The organism is Alkaliphilus hydrothermalis, from assembly GCF_016908555.1.
Taxonomy (GTDB): Bacteria; Bacillota; Clostridia; order Peptostreptococcales; family Natronincolaceae; genus Alkaliphilus; species Alkaliphilus hydrothermalis.
The window spans coordinates 13,587-25,771 of record NZ_JAFBEE010000012.1 but is presented as its reverse complement, the minus strand read 5'-3'; the positions used below and the strand labels follow the sequence as shown (position 1 = coordinate 25,771).

12 protein-coding genes are annotated in these 12,185 nt (G+C 34.0%); all 12 read right to left on the bottom strand.

Annotated features, from left to right (window positions below; all coding sequences use genetic code 11):
- Nucleotides 1-104: 104 nt before the first annotated feature.
- Nucleotides 105-764 (bottom strand): hypothetical protein, encoded by a 660-nt coding sequence (locus JOC73_RS09565; RefSeq protein ID WP_204402523.1) that lies wholly within the window; start codon nt 762-764, stop codon nt 105-107.
- A gap of 340 nt (nt 765-1,104) precedes the next feature.
- Nucleotides 1,105-2,838 carry a flagellar filament capping protein FliD gene (fliD, locus tag JOC73_RS09560; RefSeq protein WP_204402520.1) on the bottom strand — a complete coding sequence of 578 codons (1,734 nt, stop codon included), beginning with the start codon at nt 2,836-2,838 and terminating at the stop codon, nt 1,105-1,107.
- Nucleotides 2,839-2,954: 116 nt separating this feature from the next.
- A complete protein-coding gene (locus JOC73_RS09555) occupies nt 2,955-3,158 on the bottom strand; it encodes a YjfB family protein (protein WP_243427923.1) in 204 nt (67 codons plus the stop codon).
- 42 nt (nt 3,159-3,200) lie between these two features.
- Nucleotides 3,201-4,349 carry a UDP-4-amino-4,6-dideoxy-N-acetyl-beta-L-altrosamine transaminase gene (pseC, locus tag JOC73_RS09550; RefSeq protein ID WP_204402516.1) on the bottom strand — a complete coding sequence of 383 codons (1,149 nt, stop codon included), beginning with the start codon at nt 4,347-4,349 and terminating at the stop codon, nt 3,201-3,203.
- A 31-nt stretch (nt 4,350-4,380) separates the two neighbouring features.
- Nucleotides 4,381-5,394 (bottom strand): PseG/SpsG family protein, encoded by a 1,014-nt coding sequence (locus JOC73_RS09545; RefSeq protein ID WP_204402514.1) that lies wholly within the window; start codon nt 5,392-5,394, stop codon nt 4,381-4,383.
- Nucleotides 5,391-6,407: a pseudaminic acid synthase gene (gene pseI, locus JOC73_RS09540; protein ID WP_204402512.1), complete on the bottom strand. Its 1,017-nt coding sequence runs from the start codon at nt 6,405-6,407 to the stop codon at nt 5,391-5,393. Before pseI ends, JOC73_RS09545 begins: the two co-directional genes overlap by 4 nt.
- Before the next feature lie 2 nt (nt 6,408-6,409).
- A complete protein-coding gene (locus JOC73_RS09535) occupies nt 6,410-6,883 on the bottom strand; it encodes a GNAT family N-acetyltransferase (protein ID WP_204402510.1) in 474 nt (157 codons plus the stop codon).
- A gap of 20 nt (nt 6,884-6,903) precedes the next feature.
- Nucleotides 6,904-7,653, bottom strand: a complete 750-nt coding sequence (locus JOC73_RS09530) for a glycosyltransferase family protein (protein WP_330613152.1) — start codon at nt 7,651-7,653, stop codon at nt 6,904-6,906.
- 23 nt (nt 7,654-7,676) lie between these two features.
- Nucleotides 7,677-8,690, bottom strand: a complete 1,014-nt coding sequence (gene pseB / locus JOC73_RS09525) for a UDP-N-acetylglucosamine 4,6-dehydratase (inverting) (protein ID WP_204402507.1) — start codon at nt 8,688-8,690, stop codon at nt 7,677-7,679.
- A gap of 74 nt (nt 8,691-8,764) precedes the next feature.
- Entirely contained in the window at nt 8,765-9,964 is a 1,200-nt protein-coding gene (fliB, locus tag JOC73_RS09520; RefSeq protein WP_204402505.1) for a flagellin lysine-N-methylase, read from the bottom strand.
- 29 nt (nt 9,965-9,993) lie between these two features.
- On the bottom strand, nt 9,994-10,293 hold the full coding sequence (locus JOC73_RS09515; RefSeq protein ID WP_204402503.1) for a hypothetical protein: 300 nt from the start codon (nt 10,291-10,293) through the stop codon (nt 9,994-9,996).
- Nucleotides 10,294-10,316: 23 nt separating this feature from the next.
- Entirely contained in the window at nt 10,317-12,146 is a 1,830-nt protein-coding gene (locus JOC73_RS09510; protein ID WP_204402501.1) for a motility associated factor glycosyltransferase family protein, read from the bottom strand.
- Between the last annotated feature and the right edge of the window lie 39 nt (nt 12,147-12,185).

Genomic DNA, 12,185 nt, shown 5'->3' with positions numbered 1-12,185 from the left:
GCCATTTTAGGTAGCCCCCTTATGTATATTCTCTATTGCTACGCTAGTACAATAGGTATATACGCTACGCTAGGGAAAATTAATTTTTTAGTCGATCTAAGGTACTAACAAATTTTAGACAGCCTTCGGTTAAGAGCATCTAAAATAGCTCTTGCGATAGACTCTCGAAGATCTCCTTTAATAACAGCATTTCCTATCAAGAGATCTTCATATTCTGATGTTACAACACTAACACTTACAACAATAACTTCCTTCTTACCAACTTCAATCTTCTTAATATCTTCTAATGCAAACAGATGCTGATGGTCTAGAAACTGATGGATTGCCCCAATGGTTGCATTAGCAATCACCCTATAATTATTTGAAACGGTATTTGGACCAATCTCTGTTGCTCTATAGTACTTATCTTCTAATTGAAGTCTTACTTCTGTCTTAATCTCTTTTCCATTGACTGAGTAATCAATCCCTGCTATGCTTAGCCTCTTATCATTGGTGTTAGAGGATGTTTTTGAGTCGTGGAAAATCTGAGCAATACTAATCTTTTTATGATCTATGTCTAAATTAAACTTAGCCATAAATATTGATTGTATGTCTCTAGAGATTTGCTTAGGATTTCTTTCAAGGTTTGAAACAACATTTATCTCTTCTATGTCAATTAGACCATTCTGGTCGTTTTCTGTTGTTATAATTTTTATATAGAGTACTCCAGGAATAGAGTTAAGTGTGTGCTCCATTTCCTCAACCAAGTTTTTATGATTTTCCATAACTTTCCTCCAAACTAGTATTTTTGTACATAAATTACTATTTCTCAAGTATTCTACAATTTTTGTACTTTTCCTTCTTTTTATTTCAAAAAAAATAAAATAGAATTATACAAATTGCAAATGATTGTAAATGATATTGTATTTGCATACCACTTGGGTCCTTTGCCCTGCTGAATTTTTACCAATATCTAGGATGGATAATAGTCAAAAGCTTAGTGTGTTCCTTTTTGCTGTTCATTTTATGAGTCCTATTTTTGTTTAATTGAAAAGTTCCTTTAGAGGGATTTATCTCTCTAAAGGAACTGATTAAATTTGACCATAGATTATCAATAACTTCGCTCTAACCACTTTGTCCTAACTGTGCCATTAACCAACCGCTTTGTTGGTTCATTTTCTCCATGGCCTTCTCCATAGCAGTGAATTGTTTCCAATAACGATCTTCTCTTGAAGCTAATAGTCTTTCCTCATTGATGATGCGCTCATTTAATGATAATAAATCTTTATCTAATTTACTAATACCACCACTTGTTACAAAATCAATTAACATGGTAGACTGTACATCTCTGTATAAGTCCGAGTCATTCCCTGTTCCTGACCTACTTACAATATCCTTCATTCCATTGATCATATCATCATAAACACGATTAAATAGACCAGTATTTGCTCTCTTATTTGCTACTGCTAAATTTCTCGCTGCAATTTCAGCAGTAGTAGGATTATCACTTAGCTCAGGCACTGCAATATCAGAAGTGGCAAAAAGTAAATCGACGACACCCTCTGGATTATTACTAATGGCCTCCCTTAACTTTGTCTCATCTATTTCTAATTTACCACCACTCTGGTAGCTTCCTGTGGCTATTCCAATATGGGTTAAGTGATTTTGTACCCCTATCAAAGTCCCTCGATCAGTGGCTGTTCCACCAGTATATACGTTTTCATATAACCCACTTCTAATATTCTGCAAGGTTCTCGTTATAGACTCATCATTTCTTAAAAGACCGCTTTTAGCCTTTTCTTCCCACAGCTCAATGTCGGTTTCCTTCATGGCTTCCTTCTCTTCACTACTTAAAGGACGATAGTCTCTATATATCTTTTCTTTTGTTAGACTATTAACCTTGCCGATCATTTCATTATAATCCTTCACAAAGGCTGTAATCTTGTCCACCATACCCTCAACATTTGTATCTACATTGATGGATACAGCATTATCCGTCTGTTGTTGGACATTGTTTAACTGGAGATTAATACCATATAATGTAAAGTTATTTGTGGATTGCTTAATAGCTTTACTACTGTCAAAAGTTACAGGGTCTATAGAACTGGCATTACTCCACTGGGTTGCATCTGGTGATTCATTGAACCAGAGAATCGCATCTGTTCCCTGTGCGTTTAGGCTATCAAAAAAAGTACCCGCTAAAGTATTAGACATAGTGATATTCTTCTGTTCTCCAGTAGTTCTAGTATTGATCATTAGTTTACCTAATGTTTTATCGTAGGCAGCCCTTATTCCTAGGCTCACTGCCGTACCTCCACTGGAATCCGTAGCATTATTTATTTCAGAAACTAATTGGTCGATAGTTTGAATCTCCCCGGCCGCTGCTCCAATAGTAAAGGTCTTACTTCCCGCATCAGTAGTGATGGTGAGGGGACCATAGGAACCTGCTAAAAAGTTACCATCTGCATCCATTAATCCACTAATATCTTTACTAGTCAAACTAGCCACTGAAGCCAGCTGTTTTACCTTAACTGTGTGGGTTCCTGACATGGCGTCTGCCTTTGCTGTAGCTTTTACCACTCCTTCATTAACCGATGTAGCCTTTTTCACCCAGTCAAAACTACTACTAGAGCTCTTTACTAAAGCTCCAGAACTTGCAACTTTATTGAGACCTAAGTCTTTCCTTGACTTCAATATAAAGTTTGCCATGTCACGATTGATGTTGTGAAAAGCTTCCTGTCTCCACTTAATTCGCTGTCCGTCTTGATTATATCTGTCCAACCTTACCCGTTCAGCCCTCATAATATCTGAAATCAATTGTTCGGTATCCATACCCGATGCAATACCACCAATCCGCATAATATCCCCCCTAAAATTTAATCTTATATGTAATATATCGGATATTCTAGCAATAACTTAAGTAATCCAGTAGATTTAGGGCTAATTTGCTATCCTTTGAATCCACCTCATGATGCTTATATTTCTAAGTCCAAATTTCCACCTATATGAGGATTTACAGATTGCTCCATCAGCTTTGTATTTACCTCCAACAGTTCTGCTAAATTGAAGGATTGTTGCTTCGTTGTATCCATAGCTATTTTCATTACTGACAGACTTGCCTGTTGCTGAATTTTAGATTGACTTAATATTGTAGCCATTGATGCTATATCCAAAATCATACACCTCCTTCAAAATTATTATCAATTAATCATTAATAATAATCAAGACTTAACAACTTTGATAACCTTCTCTATCACATACTCTATATCTTCATCTGTCATAGTTGGGAATAAGGGAAGTGTGATGATACCTTCATAGAATTCCTCAGCTTTTGGACATTGTCCTTTCGTATATCCCAATCCTTGATAATATGGAAAATAATAAACAGGTATATAGTGTACATTTACGCCTAGCCCTGCTGTTCTTAATTGATTAAAAATTTCTTTTCTAGCGGATTTAATTTTCCCATCTAACTGAATAACATATAGATGCCAACTGGAATGATGCCCTTCTGCTTGATTAGGAATAATCATTCCCTCGATATTTTCAAAAGCTTTGTTATACCGTTCTGCGATTTCCCTTCTCTTCATTACATATCCATCTAGCTTCTTTAACTGACTAATGCCAAGACTGCATTGTATATCCGTCATACGATAGTTATAACCTAGTACTAATTGTTCGTAATACCATGGCCCTTCTTCTTGATTGTGGAGCATAATCTTATCTCTCGTTATTCCATGGGTTCTGAATAAAATTAGCTTATTATAAAGCTCCTCATCATTGGTGGTAATCATACCACCTTCCCCTGTGGTAATATGTTTTACAGGATGAAAACTAAATGTAGTCATATCCCCAATACTTCCAATTTTTCGCCCTTTATAGTCAGCACCTAATCCATGGGCGGCATCTTCTATGATGATTAAATTATATTCCTTTGCTATTTTAATAATCTCATCCATATCACAGGGCTGTCCAGTATAATGAACTGGAATAATTGCTTTTGTATTAGCGGTAATTTTTTTTCTTATTTCCTGAGGGTCTATGTTGTAGGTTTTAGGGTCTATATCAGCAAATACAGGGGTTCCTCCACAGTATAAAACCGCATTGGATGATGCAGCAAAAGTAATAGGTGTTGTAATCACCTCATCTCCTTTTCCAATTCCTGCAGCATAACATGCTCCATGTAAAGCCGCAGTTCCATTCGAAATAGCCACTGCATACTTGGCTCCTACATATTCTGCGAACTTTTTTTCAAATTCATCAATCTTAGGTCCTGTCGTAAGGTAGTCGGATCTCAATACATCCACCACCGCTTTGATATCTTCTTCATCTATATCTTGTCTTCCATAGGGAATGAATTTTTCTTTCATTGTTATAAACCCACCCTTTCCTATTAGGATATTATAGGATTCGCACTAATGTTTCTGCTACTCTTTGAGCCCCTTGTCCATCTATACTAACCCCTACATATGGACTGTGACTTATTCTATTTATTTCCATAACAATACTATTGAAATTTATATGCGGGTATTTCCCTATAAAAGGTATTCCCTTATCCTTGAGTTTTCTGCAGATTAAATCTTGGTTATCAGCCCAACTAAAGACAATTGGGATTTTTTTCTGGGATAGTATTTCATAAACAGTACTTCCCCCAGCCGTTATGACTACATCCGAAACTATTATATATTTCTTCAAACTGCTTGGTTTGTAAATTAACACTATATTCATATGTCTTTTTGCTAAATCCTCTAATTCCTCAATTAATTCTTTGGAATAGCTTGGACCAATGATAATCATTTTTGTGTAGTCAGTATTTAATAATTCTTTAAGGATTTGGAGGGATAATTTATGGGTGTCACTACCACCTGTTGTAATCATAATCTTGTAATCATGACTCTGTTTAAGCCTTTTATTAGTCTTTTCTTCCCGCTGCACCTCAACATTACTGGCTCTCATAGATTCCCAGTATTCAGGTTTCATTATCAAATAGTCAGTACCTAACAAATAGATACCGTCTTTTCTTTTGCTATATTCTAGCTCTACTCCATGGATATTTCCATTGATAATTGCATCTGGTATAGCAGAGTCATATATATCGTCATTATCGTCAAAAATGGCTAACTTTGATACTTGACTCAGACTCTTTAGATAATCATCGTTGGCTAAATATGAATCGAAAACAATTAAATCTGGTTTTAACTCTTCTAGAATTAATAGATCACCATCAAAACTGTCTTCTAAGATTGTTTGATGTCCTGTATTTCTAATAATCGCCTCTAATCCTCTATTAACTATAAAAACGATTTTGATTTCACTATTTAGTCGTAGAAATGCTTCGGCAAGGGAGATACATCTAAAGTAGTGTCCATAACCAATGCCTGCTCCCCCCATAGTTCTAAAGGTGATCAGTTTCATTTTACTAACTCCCATTTTACTGGAGTCCCCTTCTTGATATCCTTTGTAGCTACTTTACCTATAATCTCATCATAATATTTCGGATGTAGTCCATGCCCTGGTCGAACTGATCTCATGTTTTTCCCCGTAATCAGTTCTCCTTCTTGAATATCAGCTGAAAAGAATAATGATCTAGAGAAATTTCTACTATTAATACTTTTTTCACTTAAATCATAATTAACCCTTCCTAAAGCCTTTTCTAAATTCCTAATTTCTTCAACCATTTGTTTAAATTCTTGAATCTCCATAGAAAATGTTGCGTCTGGCCCACCGATTGACCGATCAATGATAACATGTTTTTCTATAAGTGTTGCCCCCAAAGCCACTGCCCCTAAAGGTACAGTACTTCCCATGGAGTGGTCTGATAATCCAACTTCTACCCCAAAGGTCTTTTTCATATTAGGAATTGTTACTAGGTTCATTTCCTCGTATGGAGCTGGGTAGGAGCTTGTACATTTTAAAATGGTAATATTATCATTCCCCACCGCCCGACAAGCATCTATGGCTTCTTTAATTTCTCCTATCGTAGCAATGCCCGTTGACATAATCATGGGCTTTCCCTTTGCGGCCATATATTTTATAAGGGGTATATCCGTAATTTCAAAGGAGGCTACTTTGTATATTGGCGTATTCAATTCCTCCAGTAAATCAACTGCTGTATGATCAAAGGGGGATGAAAAAATAGTAATTCCGACTTCTTTTGCATAATCAAAGAGTTCTTGGTGCCACTCCCATGGGGTATAGGCCTCTTGATAAAGCTTATATAAGGTAGTCCCGTCCCAAATCGTTCCTTGCTTTATCTGAAAATACTCATTGTCACAATCTAAAGTAATGGTATCTGCTGTATAGGTCTGAATCTTTACAGCATCGGCCCCTGCTTCCTTTGATTGTCTGATAGTTTCTTTGGCGATTTTAATATCGTGTCCATAATTTGCTGAAATTTCTGCAACGATATAGACTCCTTTATTATCCACGTTTAAGCCCTCCCTTCAATATGACTTCCCTCTATAGAATAATAAATCTTTATATCTTCCTGATTTTCTTCTAAATACCCAGCCTTAATAAAGGCCTTTAAAGACCCTATGTTTGTCGCCTTCACTTTTCCAACTAATACGCTGTTTTTGTATGTTTCCTTGACCAGTTTCAATAATAATGTAGCGTATCCTTTTCCACGATATTCTTTGGCAATACTATAATTTATTAAATAAGAATTGTCGTGAATTTTATCTAATCGAATGATTCCCACTTCTACTGAATCAACTTCAAAAATATACATAAATGAGTTATTTGACTCTAATTTTTTTCTAAACCAATCAACGTGATTTTCGTATATGATGGGCTCTACATTGAAAGAGTTTAGCCTTACAATTTCATCATTAGCCCATTCAAATACTAATTTACAGTCATTATGTGTAACTTTCCTCAGTCTATAGTTGGATTCCATTTCCATAGTGTTTAACTCCTTATGTGTTATCCTAATTCTTTTTGTTTAATAGATTCATTGATGGCTTTAATATCTGGATTGTTTTCCATAAACTTAATGACCTCATCTTGATATACAATCTTGTCATCCACACATAAGTTCTCATAAATTTTCGTGATTACCATTAGGTCTTCTTCTGTATCTAAAGTCAACCTATAATCTGAGTAATCATGGTGATTTTTAAATCCTACAAGTTTAAATTGATCTGGATTTTGATATATATAAGGGGTTACATGTTCCCTTTCATAATCCTGCTTTGCTTCATTAAAGATTTTTTCTAGAATTTCAAAAGGGAATATTTCAGCATCTAAGCCCCTTGGAAATGTCCTTTGTAAGGTATTACTTAAATAATCTACTTCTCTTCTTTCATATAACCCAATAAATTTTACAAGCATTTCATCTAATACAGCAGGATCAATCAAAGGGCAATCAGAAGTAATCCTCACCACTATTTCTGCATTACTCTCTTTTGCTGCATAATAGTATCTTGATAGGACATCTTCTTCCGAACCTCTAAAACAACTAACCCCTAACCGTTCCGACTCTTTTACAATGGCTAGATCGTCATCTTTTATGGTGGTGGCAATTACGACTTCATTCACCAATTTTGATTGCCTAATCCTATCCACAACATGCTCCAATACAGTCTTTCCTGCTATTTGCTTCATGACTTTGCCTGGTAGTCTAGTCGAACCCATCCTTGCTTGAATAATTACAACAACCTTTAGCATTAACATCACCTTTTCGATTGTATTATATATTATCTTTCCAAATCTAAAGCTTCTATTCGTTTTCTTAATTCCTCTACATTAAGCCACTCTTTGTTGGTTCCTGAGTTATATTCAAATCCTTCTTCAATAGTATCTCCTCCATTGGTAAAGTGTCTTGCCGATGACCACCAATCAAAATGAGGATATACTATATAATGATTTTCGTATTCATAGGTCAATCTTGAATCATCTTTTGTGACCATGACCTCATGTAGCTTTTCACCTTCTCGAATCCCAATTTCCTTAAGCTCACAATCCGGTAGCATTGCTTTAGCTAGATCTGTAATTTTAAAGGAAGGTATTTTGGAAATATAAGTCTCTCCACCCTTGGACTCTTCTAGAGCTTTAAATACAAGTTCTACTCCTTCTTCTAAGGTTATCCAAAACCTTGTCATGCGGAAATCCGTAATGGGTAGTACAGTTGCACCCTTTTCAATCAGATTTTTAAAGAAGGGAATCACCGACCCTCGGCTACCAGCTACATTCCCATAGCGAACTACTGAAAAAACAGTACCGTTTTCTCCTGAATAGGCATTGGCAGATACAAATAATTTATCAGACACCAATTTTGTGCCCCCATATAGGTTAATCGGATTCACCGCCTTGTCAGTGGATAGGGCAACTACTTTTTTAACACCTCTATCTAGGGCAGCATCTACTATATTTTGCGCCCCATGAATATTCGTCTTAATTGCTTCGAATGGATTATATTCACAAGCTGGTACTTGCTTCATAGCAGCTGCATGGATTACATAGTCTATGTCTTTAAAAGCTCTATAGAGACGATCTTTATCCCTTACATCTCCAATGAAAAATCTCAGCTTTGACATTTGTTCTACTGTTAGTTTTTTAGAGAACATATTCTTTACAAGGAATTGTTTATATTCATCTCTTGAGTAGATTACTACTTTTTTTGGGTTATATTTATTGAAAATCATTTCTATGAATTTCTTACCAAAAGAACCAGTTCCGCCTGTTATTAAAATAGATTTATTATCTAGCATGAGCCAACCCCTCTATCTTCGTTTATTTTAGTAGATTAATATCATAATAAGATACTATAAAACACTTTTATCGGTTATTCACTTTGAAAAATATTTAAATAGCTCTTATGGTGGAGAATTGCCTTTGAAAAGGCTTGGATTGTATTTACTACAGTGTGATCATCTAGTTTTTTATAATAGGCTGATATTCCCACTAAGTGAAATTTAATAACGTTGTATAACGTCAATAACATTTTATATGAAGAATCAATAGATTCCGTCCTTGCTAACGGATACATTTCTTTAAAAACTTCATTAACTAAATAATTTTCTATTATATATTCTCTTTCTCCCATATATGGAGAATAGTATTTTTCATCAGCTAATTTATAATTCTCTTTGATTTTTTCAAACGAACCATCATGTATTTGCAATGCATCTGCTATATTATCTACTACTTGTAGGTAATTGACAGCAGTATAAAAATTTTCACCAACAAGCTCAGTAAATTGTGTTACAAACACTTGCGAAAAAGGAAACTCTTCTTCATTTTTTTTACTTTCAGATAAAACTTCCTTCATTTTCTCAAGATCATTAAATAAATCTTTGTAGCTCTCTATCGTCATAACTGCTTTGTGTAATTCTTTATTGTTTGATAACTGAATTAATTTCTTATATACAAGTCCTAATAGAATTAATCTTTCTTGGACACTGTATCTTCTATCTTGCAAAGTACTAATAGTAAAGATTCTCAACGGCCAAAAATGATACATAAGATTTGAAAATCTATCAAAATCTTCGGTATATTCCAAGGTTATACTTGTTAGATATTCTCTCTTAATCATTAAAGAAACATCTTTAAATTCCATAGGTTCTTCATCTAATAATACTAATCTGGCTATTTCTGGACATGATAATGTTCCACTCATTTCATATAGCCCGTTAACTCTATTAACTAACCTAGGATATGAATAACAAGTATAAGATAATAAATCTTCACTTAACTCACCATGAATTTTGCACAGCAAGTCTTCGGTTAAAAAGGGACAGGTTCCATCTGCGTTCATATTTATACAACCGTAACTAGTATCATTTTCTCTTTCTTTATCTAATGCAATGTATTTTCCTAAAGAAAGATCAGCGTTTTTATCATTTATTTTTTTATATTGCTTATAAGTTTTTTTATCTAACGATACTTTCCAACCTTTGCAACAAGTGTCTTCACATAGGGAACCTATGCACCTGAAATTTTCTAAGTAACAAGGTATCAGAAACTGTTTTTTTATAGCCTTCATAAAGTCACCACTTTCTTAGGGAAAAATTGTTATAACCTATTGGTCTCAAATAATTGCAGCATTAAGTCCCTCAGCTCAAATTCTAATAAATCTGTTATTAGTATATAGTCCTTTTTTTCTGAGGCAATTAAAATAGAGTTAAAGATTTCTTCAATATGATTAACATGGGGTGATTGTTCCACCAAAGGTTTGATTTCATTAAAATATTCCATAATATTAATTATTAAGTTTAAGCCTTTTTCAATTTGATAATTATAGATAAATCCAACAGCTTGCTGAATTAACGTATCAAATAATGAGTATATTTCCTGCTTTTCGATGTTTTGCATAGATATTATAATATCCTCCTAAATTAGTTCTCTTTGATGGCTTCAATTAAACTCTGTAGAATAACTTCATAATATAGATATTGCTTTTCTATTCCTTCTAAAAGCAGCTTATATTTTTCTTTTTGATCAGAGATACCCTCCAATTTTGAATAACTGGATTGTCTTACTGAAAGATAATACGCTGCACATATTGAATGAAGTACTGAAGTATGCAGTTTTGTATTTTCTATTTGATTTGTAACATCAATAATTTCATCCATTTTTCCTTGAGCTTGGTCTATTGAAAGAGTTGGTAAGCTTAGTTTTAAAGCTTGAATCTTCTCTAGTCTTTCTTTGCTTTTCTCAGAAATACCTTCAACTTCATTTGCTACATGGTTGAAAAATTCTTTGTTATTATCTCTATAATTTCTTTGGGCAAACATGTTTTGAGTATTCTTATATTTACTTTCGATATCTTTAAATATATCTACCTCTAAAGGTGATAATTCAGCCATTACATCTTTAAATGCTCTGTGCTGCATTCCTAATATCTCAAGTCCACCTTCAGTACAATTAATGTAATTTACTGACTTATGACTTCTCACATAATTTTCAAAATATGCTTTCATTACTAAAAAGGCTGTTTTTGTAGTGATATCTTTTCCATACATATCCTTCACAAGTATACGATCCCCTATGTCAGTGGCCATGTTTAAATCATGTACTACACCTTTTGTATATAAGGCTTCATTGGTATATGCTAGATCTTGTCCAATAAATATTAAAGGATTGCAACCTAATCTTCTTGCTATATCCATGGCTTCATTAGCGCATGAAGGACCTATCTCGATATAATCGGTTTTTTCTCCTATAGACTCTTCATAAAAATCAACTATATTATCTGCATTACCCCTAAACCAATACTTTTTTCCTTGGAATAAATCTAAAGAACTATATCTAAAGCTATGGCTATAGGCTAATGTGATGTTTTTATCTTTTATATTTTTGAAAATATTATCTTGTATCTCTTCAGCATCTACCGATACAACCATATGAGGGGATATGGAATGTTTTTCTAAGGCATTTACTGCTGAGCCAGCAGCTATAATAATGAATTTATCTAAATTATTGCTCAAGGTTTCAATTTGTTTTTCCAATGATGGCCCAGCCGATACTATTAAGGCAGGCATTCCCTCATATTTATTAAATAAAGACATCAACGGATACGTGTCAATATTGGTTTTCCGAAGATTTTTAAATGTATTATGTACCCACTTTCTGGAGTGAACATATTCAGTCCCAATATTAGCCCTTAAGGTCTTGATCATATTAAATATATCTCTTTCAAGATCAATACAAAATGATGAATATAACTGTCTATAGGCAGTTAAATAGGCTAACTCAAACTTTTCAATTCCTTTATTGATTAGAACTTGAGCTAAGAGCATCATTAACTCAGCTGTATCTTGTGATACTTGAAATAAGATATTTTTATTTTCTATATACTGTGTTAAATCAATTCGCTGAACTGCATTATATAAAATGTCATAACTTGGTTCAATAATCAGGATTTTTTTATTTGGATATTTGGAAACTAGATAATCGATATGATGATAAAGCCCCCCACCTACGATGACAAAAAAATTTACATCTTGATTTAATGTAGACAACCATTTCTCAGCTTCGTTAGAAGGATCATAGGCACTATGCAGAAAAAGCTCTGCATTTTGAGTTTTTATTCTACAGTTAAGATACCCATTAGTCTCAACTGGAGTAAGATTTATATTATCTTCAACCGGATACTGGCATGAAGTTAAGCCTAAATATAATTCTGGATAATGTTGTTCTAGTTTTGACATGTTTTTCTCTAGCATAATAAAAACTCCTTATATTATTAAAGCCAGCTAAAAGAA

What these genes read in the sequence shown, in the direction of transcription:
- JOC73_RS09565 (WP_204402523.1), bottom strand. Translation starts at nt 764, where the DNA reads ATGGAAAATCATAAAAACTTGGTTGAGGAAATGGAGCACACACTTAAC.
- fliD (WP_204402520.1), bottom strand. Translation starts at nt 2,838, where the DNA reads ATGCGGATTGGTGGTATTGCATCGGGTATGGATACCGAACAATTGATT.
- JOC73_RS09555 (WP_243427923.1), bottom strand. Translation starts at nt 3,158, where the DNA reads ATGATTTTGGATATAGCATCAATGGCTACAATATTAAGTCAATCTAAA.
- pseC (WP_204402516.1), bottom strand. Translation starts at nt 4,349, where the DNA reads ATGAAAGAAAAATTCATTCCCTATGGAAGACAAGATATAGATGAAGAA.
- JOC73_RS09545 (WP_204402514.1), bottom strand. Translation starts at nt 5,394, where the DNA reads ATGAAACTGATCACCTTTAGAACTATGGGGGGAGCAGGCATTGGTTAT.
- JOC73_RS09535 (WP_204402510.1), bottom strand. Translation starts at nt 6,883, where the DNA reads ATGGAAATGGAATCCAACTATAGACTGAGGAAAGTTACACATAATGAC.
- JOC73_RS09530 (WP_330613152.1), bottom strand. Translation starts at nt 7,653, where the DNA reads ATGTTAATGCTAAAGGTTGTTGTAATTATTCAAGCAAGGATGGGTTCG.
- pseB (WP_204402507.1), bottom strand. Translation starts at nt 8,690, where the DNA reads ATGCTAGATAATAAATCTATTTTAATAACAGGCGGAACTGGTTCTTTT.
- fliB (WP_204402505.1), bottom strand. Translation starts at nt 9,964, where the DNA reads ATGAAGGCTATAAAAAAACAGTTTCTGATACCTTGTTACTTAGAAAAT.
- JOC73_RS09515 (WP_204402503.1), bottom strand. Translation starts at nt 10,293, where the DNA reads ATGCAAAACATCGAAAAGCAGGAAATATACTCATTATTTGATACGTTA.
- JOC73_RS09510 (WP_204402501.1), bottom strand. Translation starts at nt 12,146, where the DNA reads ATGCTAGAGAAAAACATGTCAAAACTAGAACAACATTATCCAGAATTA.